The sequence below is a fragment of the Nonomuraea turkmeniaca genome (assembly GCF_005889735.1).
In the GTDB taxonomy this organism is placed as follows: domain Bacteria; phylum Actinomycetota; class Actinomycetes; order Streptosporangiales; family Streptosporangiaceae; genus Nonomuraea; species Nonomuraea turkmeniaca.
In genome coordinates, this window is record NZ_VCKY01000019.1 from 38233 (window position 1) to 55005 (window position 16773).

Consider the following 16773-nt stretch of genomic DNA (forward strand, 5'->3'; position numbering starts at 1 on the left):
GAGCTCCTTCTAGCTACTGGCGTATCGCACTTGTCCCACCAGCACGCTGAGCAGCAACACCGCAATGACGATGGATGCCAAAGCGACGCGGAGCCCGATCAGGCCGCTCAATGCACCGATCAACGCCGGTGCGGCGATCGACGCCCCTGGCATCTGCCCGAGCTCCACCATCGAGACTCCCTCACTCGGGGACAGTCCCTCCTGATTCCCGGCAAGGGTGTAGACGCTCGGATTCACGCAAGCCATTCCGGCCGCGAGTAAAACGAATCCGGTGATCGCCGCCACCGGAGTGCTGATCAGAAGACAGACACCGAATATCCCCGCCGCGAACAAGGTGGACATCCGCACGAGACGGACCATGCCTAGACGTGCCGTGGCCCGATCCACCACCAGCAACGCCGCCACGGTGCCGGCGGTAGCAGCAGCGGTGTAGGAAATGCCTCCGGCAACCGAACCCGCGCCCATGGTGTCGGACACGTAGATGGCGTTCCAGAGGATCGCTGACTCGGACACATACCCCGACAGGAAGGCCATGACTGTGATGGGCAGCATCCGGCGATTGAACCTTCTCCGTAACGACATCCGGAGCGTCCCGGTTCTCTCACTCACGTCCTTGGGCAGCCATCGAGCCGTCGCCGCCAAGCACAGTCCGAGCAGTCCGCTCATGGCGGCGAACTGAACCCACGGCCGCACGTCCAGCGCCGTCGAGATCGTGCCGGTCGCCCCGCCGATCAGCGTCCCCAATCCGAAGCAGGCATCGAAGCTGCCCATGAGTGGCCTGCGGTAGCGACGTTGAACGTGCAGCGCGAGTGCGCCCATAGGAATGTCCATGATGTGGGCGACGAGGGCCCATGTCGTCAGGCCGAGCACAACGCCCGTGAAGCTGGTCGACAGCGCTATCAAAGGCACCGTGAGGAGCACGAGCCCAGCACCGGCGACGGCAAGCAGACGGTCATGGACTCGCCCTGCCAGTAGGATGATCGCGCATAGCCCGATGACATTGCCGATGCTCGGAACGGTGTTCGCCAAGCCCCAGAGGGCGTCGTCCGCACCCACCTGCCGACGGACATCGGGGACCCGGGCGGCCCACCCGCCGATGGGCATGCTCATGATCAGGTAGAGCAAAGCGACGGCTAGGCGGGCCTGCCGGCTTTCTCGTCGCTCACTTGTATGTTGCGGAGCTTCTTGAGGCTTCAATCAGGATGTGCCGCATCGGTATCGCGCCAGCCTGTCTCTGGCATGCCCAAGCTCCTCCGTGACCGTCGCGGGTCGTGCAGGAAACGCTTCCTGCACGTGGCAGGGTTGCTGTGAAAACGCTATGAACGGACCGAAGGTCCCGTCAACCCCGTGTGATCAGGCTCCGTGGCATCGAGACACTATTGCTCCGACCGTGCTTCTCTCGCCTGTGTCTGGCCTGATGGGCGAGTAGGTCACGGCCGTAAGGGTGTGACATCCGCTACTCCTTCAGAACGACGGATTGCTGGTGGCACCAGATAGACAGCTCATTGATTACTGCTGCGTAAAGCTCGAGTCGCTCCTCAAGTTTTTCTCGACGAACTTTCTGAAGTTCCGACTGGAGGCGAAGGTTCTCGGTTTCCAAGGCTTGAAAGGCCGGAGGGAGTTTGGCGTGTTCCCGTGCGAGCTTTTGGAATTGGGCCATGAGGTCTTGATGCTTGTGGGTGAGCACCCATCGCTTGACGCCGGCCTCGGCCGCCAGTTGAGTGACGGTGAGCGCTCCTGTGGAGCGGACGGGTTGACCGGCGAGCAGGCGCTGGGCGGCTGCCGTGATCGCGTTTCGTTCATCGTCGTTTGCCTGGCGTGTGGACGAAGTACGGGCTGTCCCCATGCTGACCAGGACTGACCATCGTCGCGATCGGGCGGCAGCGCCGGTCGGCGACCAGGCGAATCTTGGTGCTGAACCCACCCCGAGAGCGGCCCAGCGCCTGCTGACCCTTCACCGGTTTGTGATCTACGGCGTCCCCTTTGGCGGGAAGTCGGTCGGCGGCGCCAGGCGCGCTCCGGCGGCATGCTGGTGGGCGCGCACCACGGTGGAATCCACGCTCACCGTCCAGTCCGCACCCTCCTCTGCATCGCATCCGGCCCGTAACCCGTCCAGGATCTTCGCCCAGGTGCCATCCATCGACCAGCGGCGATGCCGGTTGTAGACGGTCTCCCAGTTCCCATAGCAGGGCGGCAGATCACGCCAGCTGATGTTGGTCCGCGTCCGGAAGAACACCCATTGATCACCATCCGGTGATCAGCCCCACGACCACCCTGACGCGGATCGACGGGCAACAACGGCACCAGCCGCTCCCACTCCTCATCCGTCAGATCATGACGACTCAGACGCTCCTCATCCACACGGATGATCTACACCAAAGCACCATCAAAGATCTACGGGACACGCCTAGTAGCCCGACGGGCGCACCAGCCCCGTTTCGTACGCGAAGACCGCCGCCTGGGTGCGGTCGCGCAGCCCGAGTTTGACCAGGATCCTGCTCACGTGGGTCTTGACGGTCTGCTCGGCGACCACGAGGCGTTCGGCGATCTCCGCGTTCGACAGGCCCTGCGCGATCAGCGACAGCACCTCGGTCTCGCGTTCGGTCAGGTCGCCGACTCGCTCCTTCAGCGGGGTGCGCGGGGCGCCGGTCACCCGGGAGAACTCGGCGATCAGACGCTTGGTGACGTTCGGTGCGAGCAAGGCGTCCCCGGCCGCCACCACCCGGACCGCGTGGGCCAGTTCGGCCGCCGACGCGTCCTTGAGCAGGAAGCCGGACGCGCCCGCGCGCAGCGCCTCGTAGACGTAATCGTCGAGGTCGAAGGTGGTCAGAACCAGAACCTTCACGGTTGTGTCCGACTGCCCGGCGATGCGGCGGGTGGCTTCGATGCCGCCCAGCTCGGGCATGCGCACGTCCATCAGCACGACGTCGGGGTCCAGTTCGGCGACCTTCGCGACGGCGTCGAGGCCGTTCACGGCCTGGCCGACGACTTCAATGTCGGGCTCGGCGTTGAGCAGCACGGTGAAGCCCTGACGGACCATGATCTGGTCGTCGGCAATGAGCACGCGAATGCTCGTCATGGGGTGGCCTCGATGCCTTTCTGCGAGTCGACGGGCAGGAACACGCTCACTTCGTAGCCGCCGTCCGGCGTGGGCCCGGTGACCAGGTCGCCGCCCAGCATGGCCGCGCGCTCGCGCATACCCAACAGCCCGTGCCCCGCGCCAGGCGAGGGCGGCACCGCCGCCGCGGGCGCGGCGTTGGCGACTCGGATCGTGAGGGCGTGCGGGTGGTAGCACAGCCGGACCGCCACCGGCGCGCCCGGCGCGTGCCGCATGGCGTTGCTGAGCGCCTCCTGCACGATCCTGAACGCCGACAACTCCACCCCGGGCGACAGCGGGCGCGGTTCGCCCGCGGTCTCGGCGGTGAGTACGACGCCGGCGCCGCGCACATTTGCGAGCAGTTCGTCGAGCCGGTCCAGTGTGGGCTGCGGCGCGTCTCCAGGTGTGTCCTGCGCGCGCAGTACGCCCAGGATGCGGCGGAGCTCGGTCAGCGCCTCTACGGCGTTCTCGCGAATGCCCGCGAGGTTCTCCTTGAGCTCGTCGGGTGGGTTCTCCACCAGGTGCGGCGCCACCTGTGCCTGAATGGAGATCACCGACATGTGGTGCGCCACCACGTCGTGCAGTTCGCGGGCGATCCTGTTGCGCTCCTCCAGCAGCGTGCGGCGTGCCCGCTCCTCGGCCGTCAGCTCCTCCTGTGCCTCCAGCCGGGTACGGGTCGTCCTGAGCACGCGCACCCCCGCCCCGACCGTGACGGCGACCGCGTCGACCACCAGGGCCACCAGCACATCGCCGCTCCAGCTGCCCTCGGGGATGAACACCACGCACACCACTCCCACCAGCGTGGTGATCGCCAGTGCCTCGGCCGCGACGCGGGGGCGTACCCGGAGAGCCAGCAGGAACAGCACTCCGGCCTGCAGGGCGACGCCAGAGCCTGTCCACGGGAAAGCCAGCACATCGGCATACAGGATCCTCGGCGGAACCGGCCCCCTGGGCGTCCCCGAATCCACCATCCAGGGGAAGCTGTCGCTCTGCGAGAGGTGGGTCATTCCCGTCCTGGCGCCGATGACCGTGACGGCGATCGACGCCCACCAGGCGGGCAGCGGGCGCCACATCGCGATCACGAGGATCGCCGCCTGGACCATGGCGAGCAGCGGAACCGTCGGGTCCACCTCTTCTGCGTTGGGGAACATGCCCATGACCAGCGCGTACAGGATGACCAGCACGTGCGGGAGCCGGGACAACCAGCGCGGCCTCGCCATGCGGGGAAGCGGATCGGCGGCCGTTGCCCACAGGTCAGCGCGCAAGGTGCCCAGAACCCTTCGCAGCCTGCCCACCTCGACCTGTGTCCTTTCTACCTTTTGTCCCTTTGGCCAGAATGATCAGCCTATCGACGCGACGCAACCGGCTTCGAGCGTGTTCGTCCTCGCTCGTAACGGTGGAACGCGGCGCAGCACACCAGCAGTGCCCCCGCGAACACCGGCAGCCAGGCCACCCGGGCGAGGACCCAGCCTGGCCCATCGGGAGCGGTGTGCAGGCCGGGCAGTGTCCCGCCCTCGAGCACTCCGGCCCACAACCTCGTGCTCTCGGCGAGCGAGCCGACGGAGGTGACCGCGATCATCGCGGTCTGATGCCACAGGAAGATCGTCATCGCGGCGAGGTTCGACAGCGCCACCGCGGCCCAAGCCGCCGGACGGCGCATCAACCGCCCCAGCGGAGCGAGCAGCAGGAGGGCCGCACCGCTCTGGGCGAGCCCGAAGGTCACGGCGGCCAGGGAGGGCGGGTCGAGGTTGGACACCGGCGCCCCCGGCACACCGACCATGGCGGCGGGGTAGCCGCCCCAGACGACGAGTGCGGCGGTGACGGCCGTGCCCCCGAGCAGCAGCGCCCAGCCGGTCACGCGCCCCCGCAGGCGGCCTCGGGCCCAGGACGCCCCGAGGCAGTACGGCACCAGCCACCCGGCCGCCACGCTGACCCACCAACTCGTGCCCCCGCCCGGTTTCACGAGCCCGCTCAGCGGGTCCGCTCCCTGCGCGGGGGCGCTGACCGGGACGGCGCCGAACCTGGTCAGATCAACACACACGACAACGGCGAGTGGCCACACCGGGTGCAGTCTCGACACCAGCGGGGTCGCCGCCGTCAACGCCGCGAAGATCAGCAGGAACCACATAGGGGACAGCACCAGCTTGACCAGGGCCTGTACGCTCTCCAACCTGGCCCCGCCGGCCAGCATCGTCAGGGCCGCCATGCCCCACACCACCACCACGGCCGCCGCCGGCCGGAACAGCCGGACTGTCCGCCGCACGAGCCAGCGCCCGTACGGCACGCCTCCCGCCTGGGCACGAAGGTGGCTCCGCGTTCCCACCAGCCCGCCCACCAGGAAAAAGACCGCGAGTGTCTGGAACATCCAGGAAACCGGGGCGAGCTGCGGCATGGACCGCAGCGGGCTGGCGACCCGCACTGTCCCGCTGTCCACGACCAGCGCGGTCACCAGCCAATGACCGGCCACCACGCCGAGGATGGCCAGCGCGCGCAGAGCGTCCACGGCGCGGTCGCGATCGGGCGGCGTCTCGGCGTCGAGCCGGGCGACAAGGTCACGCATCGTTGTCAGCCCCGTCCGGACACGATGAGCGCGAGGCTCGCCAGTGCCGTGGATCCGGACGCCAGGTAGTCGCTGTGCCCGCCGCCTCCCGCCGCGAAGACCCGGGCGCCGAACCCGGGCGAGACCGGGTCTCCGCCCAGCCCCACCGTGCCGAACGGCAACTCGATGGACACGTCCGGCAGCGCGCCGACCCAGTCCCCGGCCGTCCGCCCGGCCCACACCGTGGCCGAGGTGCGCATGGCGCCGACGTCGGCCACGCCCGCGCCGGGGCTGCCGAAAAGGACGATGTCGGCGACGTCCAACCCCGGCGCGGCCCGGCCGCACACCACGGAACCGTACGAGTGGCACAGGAGCGAGACCCGTGCGCCGGGCCTGGCCGCGCGCAGCTCCCGTACGAAGGCGCGCAGGCCGGGGGCGGCCCCGTCGGCGCGGCTGGGGGTCATCGCCTGGAGGCTGACGCTGCTCGGGGTGGCGTACCCGAGCCAGGCGATCACCACCGACCGGTCGCCGAGCGCGGCCCGGAGCCTCATGGAGCCGCCGCGCAGCAGCCCGTACTTGTCCAGGTCGATGCCGGCGCCCGGGACCAGCACGGCGATCCGCTCGGCATTGGACAACTCGCCGAAGACCTCCACGGTCCGGCCGCCGTCACGACCGTCGAAGGACAGGAAGTGCCGCGCGGGATCAGCCATCTCGCGCAACCTCGAGGCTCGCCAGTGGTGGCCGTGCCGGGTCGCCGTCCGCCCGGCCGCCAGGATCTCCGCGCGGCTGGCCGCGTACCGCTCGGCGAGTGCGGCCGGGGTCGCGGCGCCCAGCGGGGGCGCAGGGGCGGGAACGGGCGCCGGCACCGCCCCGGGCCGGGACACGCCTGTCACCGGCCCCGCCACCGAGGCGGCGACCAGTGTTGCGAGCAAATGGCTGCGCAAGCGGCTGCCACGCGAGCGGGTCACCATGGGCGGTGGTCCTTCCGTGCCGGAGATCGTTGCTCGGCATCGAACGTATGGATCACCGCGTGTAGGCCGCCTCCCGCTGCAGAGTGCACATTTCGCGTAGCTCTGACGTACTACGGGGTGCAGACGCCGCTCGCGTCACGCCATCCCGGTCCGTGCGTCACCAGGACGGTCCGCCGCGGCTGTGGCCCGGGAGTGGCCAAGAGCGCCGAAGACCCGGAGGGCCGGGGTCAGACTCCGAACGCCGCCGCGTAGCGGATGGTGCCGGTCGGCACGGGCCGGGTGGGGTCGAAGACGAGCGCCATCATGTACTTGTCCTCGACGTCGAAAGGCGGCCGGATGGAGTGGCCGGAGGCCGGGGTGAAACCGAAACGCGGGTAGTAGTCGGCGTGGCCGAGCACGAGCACGAGGTTCTCGCCCTGCTCACGGGCGGCGTCGAGGGCGGCGCGGATGGCGGCGGAGCCGGCGCCCTGCCGCTGGTACTCGGGCCTGACGGCGCACGGGCCCAGGGCGAGCGCCGGAGAGCCGTCGACATGGCAGCGGGTGAGCAGCGCGAATCCGGCGATGGAGCCGTCAGGCGCCTCGGTGACCCAGGACAGGCCGGGGATCCACGCCTCCGGGTCGGCACGCAGCGCCTCGACCAGGTCGGCCTCGAGAGAGGTGGGGAAGGCGGCGAGGTTGACCTCGCGAATCTGGGCGAGGTCGGCGGCGGTTTCGCTGCGGGTGATCCAGGAAGTGGTCATGGGAGTCTTCGAGTCCGTCCGTGCGATCCGGGCCGGTGCCAGGCCGGCCTCGCGGTGTTCTGCGAAGGCGTTGTCGAGTGCTTTCGTCCATCCGTATCGGGGCAGGCCGACTTCGGAAGGATCCGTGAAGAGATTTGGCAACCTGAGACACCTTGCGGGAAGGGGCCCCGACGAGACGCAGACACCACCCTCCTCGTCAGCCAGGCGGCTCACGGCGAGGGGAAGAGGTGGGTCAGACTGGGGCCAGGGACGTGAGGAATGTCCGGGCGCTGCACACGGCAGCGGTCTTCACCGCGGTCATCAAACCTCACCTCCCTCTCATCCAGGAATCCCAACACCAAACGATCAGCAGCCTAGCAGAACGCCTGTCGCGGGTTCCTGCGCCGGAGGGCCAGAACCCGCGACACGATCGGTCTCCTCGGCCGGCGACGACGTCTTCGCTAGGAAGCGCCGATACCACCGCGCTCTGTGACCAGGGCCCATACGGTCACCCGCCAGAGCGCCTCGAAGAGGACACCAACGCTCATCTTGCTCGCGCCGGCCGTACGGTCGACGAAGGTGATCGGCACCTCTGCCACCGTGAGTCCGGCACGTACGGCTCGCAGCGTGAGATCCACCTGGAAGCAGTAACCTCGCGACTCCACGCCGCCGAGAAGGATCTTCTTGAGCGCGGCGGCCCGGTAGACGCGGAACCCGCCCGTGGCGTCGGCGACGGGAAGGCCGAGCGCCAGCCGGACATAACGGTTCGCCAGTCGTGAGAGCAACTCCCGTTTCCGTGGCCAGTTCGCCACGCGGCCGCCAGGCGCCCAGCGTGAGCCGACCACGACGTCGGCGTGCTCCGCCGCGTGCAGCAAGGCGGGGAGCCGCTCAGGAGGATGCGAGCCGTCGGCATCGATCTCCACCAGCAAGTCGAACCCCCGGGCGAGTCCCCAGCGGAATCCCGCCAGGTACGCGGCGCCCAGCCCTTCCTTGCGTTCCCGATGCAGGACGTGCACGCCGTCGAGTTCGGCCGCGAGCCTGTCTGCGATCAGGCCCGTCCCGTCCGGGCTGTTGTCGTCGACGACGAGGACATGGGCGGCGGGTACGGCTGCGCGGATCCTGCGGACGATGCCGGGGAGGTTGTCGCGTTCGTTGTAGGTGGGTGTGATGACCAGGACGGTGCTCATGGTTGTTCCTCAGCTCGCGTGCTGGAAGTCGGGCCAGGCGGTCATCCACGAAGTCCGCGGTCCTGAGCAGACCGTGATGGGCAGGCCCTGCTCCTCGTTCGCGACTCCGGTGCCGTGATCGATGACCCCGGCGGACGCACAGAGCGCGAAGCGCAGCCGCAAGCGCTCGGGCGGCAACCCCACGGCGACGACCGTCTGCGCCGTCTCTGGCGGCGGCCCTTGGTACCACAGCTCGTTGTGACCGCTGTAGACGGGAATGTCCGGTGCGAACCGGTCCAGTGCACCGGCCTCGCCATAGTTCGAGGTGAGCACGATCGTCCCCGACGGCTGCGCCCGGTGCACGCCGGACACCTGGGCGACGAACTGCGGCCAGCCCACCGACTCCCTGGACACCTCGTTGGGCGAGGAGCTGAGCGCCGGCAGCGGGAGCAGCGGCAGCGCCACCACGATTCCGATGACCGAGGCGCCGAGCAGTCCCCACCACACCGTTCGGCGCCGAGCGACCCGGCTCTCCATCCACGCGGCGGTGGGCACGCAGCCGGCCACGAAGGCGAAGATCAGGCTCCCGGCCACATAGTCCGCCCGTCCTCCTGACACCAGACCGAGCAGGATCGTCACCAGGGACGCGATTGCCAGTGGCCGGGTTTCCTGCCGCCGGCGCAGCCAGAGCCATCCGACGACGGCGATCACGAACGCTCCCACGCCGAGCAGCGCCACCAGCATGGGCACGAACATGATCCGATTCACGGATTCGCTGAGCGTGGCAGCCATGGTGAGCTGAGGCCAGCCGTTGGCGGCCTGGTAGAGAAGGTTCGGAGACGCGATGACAGCGGCCAGGACCGCCCCGGACCAGAACCATCTGTCGCTGAAGACGGCACGCGGCCCCTTCACTGCCAAGCCGACGGTGACGAGCAGGCCGGTGGCCAGCCCGGTGATCAGCAGGACGATGAGGTGCTTGTTGAACGTGGCGGCTCCCGCGATGGCGCCGGCCGCCACCCACCATCGCCCGTCGCCCCGCAGCAACGCACGGAGCACGAACAGGATGCAGGCCGTCCAGAACACGAAGTCGGCCGATTGGGTCAGCAGGGTGTGCCCGACGAGCAGGGGGAACATCCCGGTGCCGATGCCGGCGGCGGCGAGCGTCTGCGCGCTTCCGCGACCGCCGAGCTCCCGGGTGATCGCGGCACCGATCAGGATCAGCATTCCCGCGCACAGCGCAGGGACGACCCGTAACCCTACGATGGTGTCCCCGAACAGCTCCGTGGACAGCCGCGCCAGGAGCGGGGTCAGCGGAGGCTGGTCGAAGTAGCCCCAGTCGGGAGACTGGCCGAGCAGGCGGAAGTAGAGCTCGTCGCGGTGGTAGCCGTACCACGGGCTCAGCATCAGCAAGGTGACCACGACGACGCCCGCGATGGAACCGACGGTCCGCCAGGCGAAGGCCGGGAGCGAAGGAGCGGTGATCTGAAGACGGGGGGTTTGAAGAAGCATGCCCCCACGGTTTCCGATGGGCCCGCTGCCTGTCGTCTGGCCGGGAACAGAACGTGGAGTCAGACTCCAGGCATAGACGGCGGCTCCCCAGGGCGGACCACGCCGTGGTCGAACGCGAAGACGACCGCGGCGGCCCGGTCGCGCACCGCCAGCTTCGTGAAGATCCGGCCGACGTGGGTCTTGATCGTGCCCTCGCCGACCACGAGATGACGGGCGATCTCGGCGTTCGTGAGCCCTCGGCCGATGAGCTTGAGCACGTCGAGCTCGCGAGAGGTGAGCTCGCCGAGCCGCCGAACCGCGTCGGGGTCGGTCACCGGATCTGTGCGATAACGTCGCAGGACCCGCCCGCAGACGGCGGGATCCAGCCAGCCGTCGCCTGCCGCCACCGCCCGGACGGCACGCTGGATGTCCTCGGCCGGAGCGTCTTTGAGGCAGAATCCTGACGCGCCCGCCCGCAGAGCCGCCGCGAGAACGCTGTCCTCGCCGAACGTGGTCAGCACCAGGATGCGAGACGTGGGATCGGCGGCGAGGAGAGCGCGGGTGGCCTCGACCCCATCCATCCGCGGCATGCGAATATCCATGACCACGGCGTCGGGCCGAACCCGCGCGACCTCCCCCAGCGCGGCCTGGCCGTCGGCCGCCTCACCGACCACGTCGAATCCGTACGGCTGGCGCAGGATCGTGCGCAGTCCTGCCCTGGCGAGTTCCTGGTCGTCGACGAGCACCACCGAGATCATGCCGGCAGCTCCGTCCGCACGACCCACCGGTCGTCCTCGGGGCCGGCCGTGACGTGGCCACCGACCATGCGCACCCTGTCGGCCATCGCGCGAAGTCCCATGCCGCCATTGTGCCGAGATGGGCGGTCAGGCATGGGATTGGTGACCGTGGCCCGCACCGCGCCCTCCTCCGATATGCGTAGCCGTACCTCCACGCAACACCGCGGAGCGTGGCGGCTCGCATTGGCCAGTGCCTCCTGCACCAGCCGGTAGAGCACCATCCCGGTCGTCGGGCTCACCTCCGACAGCTCACCGTCGACGCTCGACTCGAGTTCCAGACCCGCCGTCCGGTATTCCTCGAAGAGCTCGGGAAGCCGGGGCGCGGTGGGCTGAGGAGCGACCACGGCGGAATCGGAGCCTTCCTCGGCAAGGACACGGACCACCTTTCGCAGCTCCGCCATGCTCTGCCGGGCCAGGCGCTCGGCCTCGGCGATCCCCGCCGCCGCTTCCTTGGGCTCGTGCTCGATCGCCAGCCGTACACCCCCCAGATGCAGCACCGTCACCGCGAGCGTGTGCGCGACGATGTCGTGCAGATCGGCGGCGAGCCGCTGCCGCTCGGCCAGGGCGGCGGCAGCGGTGGCGGCGCTCTCCGCCCGGTGCAACCGCTCGCCCACCTCAATGCGGTAACGCGCGGCCCAGCCGCTCCAGAAGACGAGCGTCACGGCGGCCAGCCAGTTCGGCCACCCGGGGTCGGGCGTGGTGATCGCCGCCGCGACCACCGCGGAAAGCGAGGCGAGCCACATGACGATGCCGGACCAGAGCCGCAGGGTCAGCGCCACGAACGCCACGTAGAGCACCAGAACGAACCAGCCGATGCTGTTGACCGCGAGCCCCGTGAGCGCTGCTATGGCCGCGGGAGCCAGGAGAGCGGCCACCTCGGCGCGACGGCCCGGCCCCGCACGCACGATGACGAGACACAGAACGGCAAGGGCGCCCCCGCCGGCGAACGGCCAGGCACAGCCGCAGCCACGCATGATCGTTTGCACCCACGACAGCCCAACCAGCAGCATCAGCAGCCCGAGGCCGGCCGATAACAGCCAGCGGGGAGTCACCACCACCCGCCCATCGTAAGAACCGCCGATTCCCCGCGCATCCACCCAGAGTGATACCCGCCATCTACCCACGGTCAGAGAGGCGATCTACGCGAGCCAACACAGAGGACCGGCCGCCCGCACCACGTCTCAACCTCGTACAGGCCGTAGCCGCGCGTCGGCGGCGTCCCGGAGAAGGTGGTGCGCTGATCTGTCGGCCGATGCATCCTCAGGGCTCACTCGGCGACTGAGGCTGCGCTGTGGCGTGGCCCCAGGTAGCGCCAGAAGAAGTCGTTGAGCACGGTGATGCGGTTTCGCCCGCCCAGCAGGTACGCGATATGCACGAAGATCCACGCCAGCCAGGGAAGCAGGCCATGCATGGTCATGCCGTTGCGCAGCTGTATCACGGCCTCAGCACGGCCGACAATCGCCATGATGCCGGGGTCACGGTAGGAGAACGGCCGAACGGGGCGGCCCTGGGCGGCGGCGAGGATCTGCCGGCCCACATGTTTGCCCATCTGGATGGCCGGCTGGGCGACCTGCGGCAGCGGCTGGGGGGACAACGCGAGGTCCCCGGCGACGAACACCTCCGGATGATCCTCCAGGTTGAGCGCCTCGGTGACGATGACCCTGCCGCCCTTGCCCTGCGGCAGGCCGCAGTCGGCGACCTCCTTGGGCGCGATGACGCCGGGCGCCCAGATGGTGACGTCGCTGTGCAGCCGGGTGCCGTCGCCGAGGATGACAGCGTCCGGTTCGACCGCGGCGACGCTGCTGCCGAGCCTGAGGTTGACGCCGCGCTTGCGCAGCGCGTTGGCGGCGGCGTCACGCAGGCGCGGCTTGTAGGGTGCGAGCACGTAGTCGAACCGCTCGACCAGGGTGACGCTGATCTGCTCGGGCCTGATCTCCGGGTGAGTGAGCGGGATGGTACGCCGGCGCAGCTCGGCCAGGACCCCAGCCGTCTCGACGCCAGTGGCGCCACCGCCGACGATGACGACGTGGGTGCTGGAGCGCTTGCCCTCGGCGGTCTCTTCCAGGCAGCGCTGTATCCGCTCCCGCAGGGCGACCGCGTCGCGGACGGAGTACGTCGGCATGGCATGCTCCTGGGCGCCTTTGATGCCGAGCCAGCTGGTCGTGACGCCGGTGGCGAGCACGAGGTAGTCGTAGTCGATGGCGGTGCCGTCGGCGAGCTCCACCCGTTTGTCGTCGAGGTGCAGGTTGCTCAGCCTGGACACACGGACGCGCATGTTGGGGTAATTGCCGGCGAAGGTGCGCAGGGGGTAGGCGACGTCCCCGGCGTTGATGCCCGCGGTGGCGACCTGGTAGAGCAGCGGCTGGAAGGTGGTGTACGGGCGGGGGTCGGCAAGGGCGACGAGCGCGCCGCCGCGAGCGAGCACACGGGCCGCGTTCAGCCCGGCAAAGCCCGCGCCCACGACCACGACGCGGGGCCTGACCGGTCGCCCCGCCGGGCGCGGGCGGGCTTTCCCACGTTCCACCGGTGTCTTCACAGCGCTCTTCAGTGGGGCCAACACACGGGCAAGCACGAGGCCTCCCTCGGTCACGTCTATGGACGTAGCGTGCGAATCGATCTTTACATGCTCCTGTTCTGCAGGTTAAGCGTCGAGTGTCGGTTGGAGCGGGACTTGCGCCGGTGTGTCGCCCAGGATCACCCGGACGCGGCCTTGGCCAGGATGTCCAGGCTCATGTTGGGCTGATGCGCATGCGTGCCGGCGCTGCCGGCGTGCTGGGCTGGGCCACCTTCCACGCCCACGAAGAACGTGGTCACACTGACGTCGCCCTCACTGGACGATCAACACGAACGACACATCTCACGTTCTTCTCGGCGTCGGCGTGGATGTCATAGCACTTGGTCGGTGATGCGCTGTGCCTGCGCGCGGCCGACCGCGGCCGTCCGGTGGAGGTAGTCGGCGATCAGGGCAAGCTCCTCGTCGTCGTAGCGGTCGAGCGCCTCGCCGAACGCCTTCCCCGGGATCTCCCAGGCCGAGCTGATCCGCGCGCGGGCTTCCGGAGCGAGGGCGACCAGTGTGCGCCTGCGGTCGTCGGGGTCGGACTGCCGTACGACGAGGCCCACCTTGTCCAGGCGGTCGACCAGGCGAGTGGCCGCGCCAGGAGTGAGGCCGGTGAGACGGGCGATCTCGCCGCTGCTCACCGGGTCCGACTCCAGGTCGAGCAGCGCCACGCACTGCAGGTCGGTGGGGTGGATGCCGAGCCGGTCCGCCATGGGCTGGTTGAACAGCGTGTACGCCGAACCGTCGCACGCGGCCGAGTTCGCCGCCACGGCCGCCGCCGTGCTCGCCGACCCCGCGCTCGGCGGCCGGCCGTACACCGTGACGGGACCGCAGTCGCTCACGTTCACCGACCAGATCGGCATCCTGTCCCAGGTCACCGGACGTGACATCGCCATCAAGCACGTCAGCAGGCAGGAGTGGAAGGCCGAGATGGCCGAGTACATCGACGGGCCTGTCGGCGACGCCCTCCTGGACTACTGGCAGAGCTGCGACGGCCGCCCGGCCGAGCTCACCCCGGTCGTGGAGGACCTGACCGGGCGGCCCGCGCGCACTTTCACCTCGTGGGCCGGAGAACACCGGGCCGCCTTCCTCAACTGAGCGGAAGCCTTCACCGCGATGCGCACTTGCCCGAGCGGGGGGCCGCACATTGTCCTCGTGCAGGAGCACCAGGACCAGCAGCAGCGCGAGGATGGGACGTCCACCGTGAACCCGATCCGGCGGCGCAGGCGTCGCGGCAGACACTGTCCGACGACGTCCGTTGGACGATCATCGGAGGAACCGCCTGGTCACGCACCTATGAGGGGAAACGAGCCGTCATCGCCGAGCTGCTGGGGTCGCTGGCGGAACAGAAACCGCTATTGCTGGGCACGTGGCCACCTCAGGCCTCCGGGAGGCCGGACTCGGTGCGATCGGCATCGAGCAGGTCGCCGATCAGCGTGACGGTGGCGGCGGCGACGTCCCGCAGTGTGGCGTCGGAGATCGTCGCCTCGCTCTCGAAGGCGCGCCGGACGGTCCCCGCCAGCAGGTCTGCCCGCTCTTCCCGCCCGCCCGCGGGGGCTGCGCCTTCGGCACGCAGGAAACCCTCGAACGTCGCCTGAAAGGCGTAGCCGATCTCATCCACCTCCATGCCGTCGCGGAGCAGGCCGTGCTCGGCGAGCAGCGCGAGGTAGTCGCGCGCCATGACGCCGTGCCGGTCATCGCGGGCGGTGCCGGGGGAGCCGGCCAGCTTGCCGAGCACCTCGGGATCCTCCAGCAGGAACCCCCGCAGCAGCGGCCTGTTCACGATGGCCAGGAAGTAGACGCGCGCGAAATGGTGCAGGAGGCACGCCTGAGGGTCCTGCCTCAGTGCCTGCCGTAGCTCGTCCATCGCGGAGAGCACCTCGCGCGCGAAGACCGCGCTGAACAGCTGCTCGCGGGTCTTCCAATGCAGGTAGACGGTGCCCTTGCCGATGCCGGCCCCGGCGGCCACGTCGTCCATGGTCACCCGCCGGTAGCCGTGACGCAGCAGCAGGTCCGCCGCCACATCGAGGATCCGTGCGGCCCGTTCGGCCCGCTGCCGGGGGTCCCGGAGTCGATCGGCGCTGGTGCTCACGCAGAGACCATATGACCAACTATGAGATTTGGTCAATTCGAATCCGTCAGTTGACGGAATTTGAAAAATCGTCATATGGTCACGATCGAGACAACGGCGGTCCTGCGACAGGAGTGCGTCATGAACATCAAGGGCAACCCGAGGGTCCTGATCTCCGGAGCCGGAATCGCCGGCACGACGCTGGCGTACTGGCTGGCGCGGCACGGATTCCGGCCCACCATCGTCGAACGCGCGGCGGGCCTGCGATCCAGCGGCAACCCGGTGGACGTGCGCGGCCCAGCCGTGGAGGTGGCCGAACGTATGGGCGTCATGCCGCGGCTACGCCAGGCCGGCACCCAGGTGACGGCGATGAGCTTCGTCAACGGCTCCGGCCGTCAGGTGGGCCGGGTCAACATGCGGGCTATGCAACAGGCGTCCGGCAGCCGGGAGGTGGAGGTGACGCGCACCGATCTGGCCGCGATCCTGTACGAGGCGAGCCAGGACTCCGCCGAGATCCTCTTCGGGGACACCATGACCGCGCTGAGCCAGGACCGCGACGGCGTGGACGTCACCTTCGACAAGGCCGCGCCACGCCGGTTCGAGCTGGTGGTCGGGGCCGACGGGCTGCACTCGGCGACCCGCAGGCTCGCGTTCGGTCCCGAACCGCGCTTCGTCCGCCACATGGGGCTCTACGTCGCGACGATGTCACTCGACGGCTCGGCCGGCAACGAACACGACGTCGTCCTGCACAACGCCCCCGGCCGGTTGGCCTCCATCCACCCCGTCCACGGCCGCGCCCTCGCCGCCTTCATCTTCCGCCACCCGGCGGTGGAGGGCTTCGACCACCGCGACCTCGCGCAGCACAAGCGGATCCTGACCGACGCGTACGCCGGCGACGGCTGGCGCGTGCCCGAACTGCTGCTCCAGGTCCGAGCCGCCGAGGACCTGTGGTTCGACTCCGTCAGCCAGGTGCGGCTCGGCTCCTGGGCGAACGGCCGCATCGCCCTGCTGGGCGACGCCGCCTCGTCGGTGTCGTTGTTCGGCGACGGGTCCACGCTGGCCATGGCGGGGGCGTACACGCTTGCCGAGGAACTCGCCGCCACGCCCGACGACCCGCACTCGGCCTTCGCGCGGTACGAGGACAAGCACCGCGTCCTGGTCGACCCCCGGCAGGGAAACGTCGCGACGGCCGCCGCCCTCATGGTCCCCGCCACCCGCGCCGGAATCATCACACGCAACCTGGCAACCCGGCTCTGGCCGGCCGCGGCCGCCGCCTCCTGGCTCCGTAACCGGATCACCCCGTCTCGCAGCCTCACCCCGGCGGCCACCTGAGAGCTACACCCCCCGGGTTACTCCGAGGATGCCCCG

General features: G+C 69.4%; 17 protein-coding genes. 2 read left to right on the forward strand and 15 right to left on the reverse strand.

What is annotated here, in order from left to right; translation table 11 throughout:
* Positions 1–9: 9 nt before the first annotated feature.
* The 14 genes from ETD86_RS08125 to ETD86_RS08195 all read right to left on the reverse strand — a co-directional run bounded on the left by ETD86_RS08125 (position 10) and on the right by ETD86_RS08195 (position 14047).
* On the reverse strand, positions 10–1197 hold the full coding sequence (locus ETD86_RS08125) for an MFS transporter (RefSeq protein ID WP_342779240.1): 1188 nt from the start codon (positions 1195–1197) through the stop codon (positions 10–12).
* A 259-nt stretch (positions 1198–1456) separates the two neighbouring features.
* The gene (locus ETD86_RS08130) at positions 1457–1846 is read right to left on the reverse strand and encodes a hypothetical protein (protein ID WP_138665483.1); all 390 of its coding nucleotides are present in this window, start codon (positions 1844–1846) and stop codon (positions 1457–1459) included.
* 123 nt (positions 1847–1969) lie between these two features.
* A complete protein-coding gene (locus ETD86_RS08135) occupies positions 1970–2236 on the reverse strand; it encodes a transposase (RefSeq protein WP_138665484.1) in 267 nt (88 codons plus the stop codon).
* A 171-nt stretch (positions 2237–2407) separates the two neighbouring features.
* Positions 2408–3079 carry a response regulator gene (locus tag ETD86_RS08145; RefSeq protein ID WP_138665485.1) on the reverse strand — a complete coding sequence of 224 codons (672 nt, stop codon included), beginning with the start codon at positions 3077–3079 and terminating at the stop codon, positions 2408–2410.
* Positions 3076–4317, reverse strand: a complete 1242-nt coding sequence (locus tag ETD86_RS08150; protein WP_138665486.1) for a sensor histidine kinase — start codon at positions 4315–4317, stop codon at positions 3076–3078. The genes ETD86_RS08145 and ETD86_RS08150 overlap by 4 nt, the downstream gene beginning before the upstream one ends.
* A gap of 125 nt (positions 4318–4442) precedes the next feature.
* Positions 4443–5657 (reverse strand): acyltransferase family protein, encoded by a 1215-nt coding sequence (locus ETD86_RS08155; protein WP_138665487.1) that lies wholly within the window; start codon positions 5655–5657, stop codon positions 4443–4445.
* Positions 5658–5662: 5 nt separating this feature from the next.
* Positions 5663–6607, reverse strand: coding sequence for an alpha/beta hydrolase (locus tag ETD86_RS08160; protein ID WP_138665488.1), 945 nt, complete (start codon positions 6605–6607; stop codon positions 5663–5665).
* Positions 6608–6834: 227 nt separating this feature from the next.
* Entirely contained in the window at positions 6835–7347 is a 513-nt protein-coding gene (locus tag ETD86_RS08165) for a GNAT family N-acetyltransferase (protein WP_138665489.1), read from the reverse strand.
* A gap of 440 nt (positions 7348–7787) precedes the next feature.
* A complete protein-coding gene (locus ETD86_RS08170) occupies positions 7788–8513 on the reverse strand; it encodes a polyprenol monophosphomannose synthase (protein ID WP_138665490.1) in 726 nt (241 codons plus the stop codon).
* 9 nt (positions 8514–8522) lie between these two features.
* Positions 8523–10001: an ArnT family glycosyltransferase gene (locus ETD86_RS08175; protein ID WP_138665491.1), complete on the reverse strand. Its 1479-nt coding sequence runs from the start codon at positions 9999–10001 to the stop codon at positions 8523–8525.
* A gap of 59 nt (positions 10002–10060) precedes the next feature.
* Positions 10061–10738, reverse strand: a complete 678-nt coding sequence (locus tag ETD86_RS08180) for a response regulator (protein ID WP_138665492.1) — start codon at positions 10736–10738, stop codon at positions 10061–10063.
* Positions 10735–11835, reverse strand: a complete 1101-nt coding sequence (locus ETD86_RS08185) for a sensor histidine kinase (protein ID WP_138665493.1) — start codon at positions 11833–11835, stop codon at positions 10735–10737. Before ETD86_RS08185 ends, ETD86_RS08180 begins: the two co-directional genes overlap by 4 nt.
* A 209-nt stretch (positions 11836–12044) precedes the next feature.
* On the reverse strand, positions 12045–13301 hold the full coding sequence (locus ETD86_RS08190) for an NAD(P)/FAD-dependent oxidoreductase (RefSeq protein ID WP_170222946.1): 1257 nt from the start codon (positions 13299–13301) through the stop codon (positions 12045–12047).
* A 362-nt stretch (positions 13302–13663) separates the two neighbouring features.
* Positions 13664–14047, reverse strand: coding sequence for a MarR family winged helix-turn-helix transcriptional regulator (locus ETD86_RS08195; protein ID WP_246147771.1), 384 nt, complete (start codon positions 14045–14047; stop codon positions 13664–13666).
* Here ETD86_RS08195 and ETD86_RS08200 point away from each other — a divergent pair.
* Entirely contained in the window at positions 14046–14432 is a 387-nt protein-coding gene (locus ETD86_RS08200; RefSeq protein ID WP_246147773.1) for a Rossmann-fold NAD(P)-binding domain-containing protein, read from the forward strand. The genes ETD86_RS08195 and ETD86_RS08200 overlap by 2 nt on opposite strands.
* Positions 14433–14712: 280 nt before the next feature.
* Here the strand turns inward: ETD86_RS08200 and ETD86_RS08205 are convergent, their stop codons facing one another.
* A complete protein-coding gene (locus ETD86_RS08205) occupies positions 14713–15426 on the reverse strand; it encodes a TetR/AcrR family transcriptional regulator (RefSeq protein WP_170222947.1) in 714 nt (237 codons plus the stop codon).
* A 75-nt stretch (positions 15427–15501) separates the two neighbouring features.
* On the opposite strand from ETD86_RS08205, the gene ETD86_RS08210 reads away from it, so the two are divergent.
* Positions 15502–16737, forward strand: coding sequence for an FAD-dependent monooxygenase (locus tag ETD86_RS08210; protein ID WP_211369904.1), 1236 nt, complete (start codon positions 15502–15504; stop codon positions 16735–16737).
* Positions 16738–16773 lie beyond the last annotated feature (36 nt).

Excerpts from the sequence above, each read along its gene's own strand:
- ETD86_RS08160 (WP_138665488.1), bottom strand. The coding sequence starts at position 6,607 with ATGGTGACCCGCTCGCGTGGCAGCCGCTTGCGCAGCCATTTGCTCGCA.
- ETD86_RS08165 (WP_138665489.1), bottom strand. The coding sequence starts at position 7,347 with ATGACCACTTCCTGGATCACCCGCAGCGAAACCGCCGCCGACCTCGCC.
- ETD86_RS08175 (WP_138665491.1), bottom strand. The coding sequence starts at position 10,001 with ATGCTTCTTCAAACCCCCCGTCTTCAGATCACCGCTCCTTCGCTCCCG.
- ETD86_RS08145 (WP_138665485.1), bottom strand. The coding sequence starts at position 3,079 with ATGACGAGCATTCGCGTGCTCATTGCCGACGACCAGATCATGGTCCGT.
- ETD86_RS08155 (WP_138665487.1), bottom strand. The coding sequence starts at position 5,657 with ATGCGTGACCTTGTCGCCCGGCTCGACGCCGAGACGCCGCCCGATCGC.
- ETD86_RS08130 (WP_138665483.1), bottom strand. The coding sequence starts at position 1,846 with ATGGGGACAGCCCGTACTTCGTCCACACGCCAGGCAAACGACGATGAA.
- ETD86_RS08200 (WP_246147773.1), top strand. The coding sequence starts at position 14,046 with ATGGGCTGGTTGAACAGCGTGTACGCCGAACCGTCGCACGCGGCCGAG.
- ETD86_RS08210 (WP_211369904.1), top strand. The coding sequence starts at position 15,502 with ATGGTCACGATCGAGACAACGGCGGTCCTGCGACAGGAGTGCGTCATG.
- ETD86_RS08170 (WP_138665490.1), bottom strand. The coding sequence starts at position 8,513 with ATGAGCACCGTCCTGGTCATCACACCCACCTACAACGAACGCGACAAC.
- ETD86_RS08195 (WP_246147771.1), bottom strand. The coding sequence starts at position 14,047 with ATGGCGGACCGGCTCGGCATCCACCCCACCGACCTGCAGTGCGTGGCG.
- ETD86_RS08150 (WP_138665486.1), bottom strand. The coding sequence starts at position 4,317 with ATGGCGAGGCCGCGCTGGTTGTCCCGGCTCCCGCACGTGCTGGTCATC.
- ETD86_RS08180 (WP_138665492.1), bottom strand. The coding sequence starts at position 10,738 with ATGATCTCGGTGGTGCTCGTCGACGACCAGGAACTCGCCAGGGCAGGA.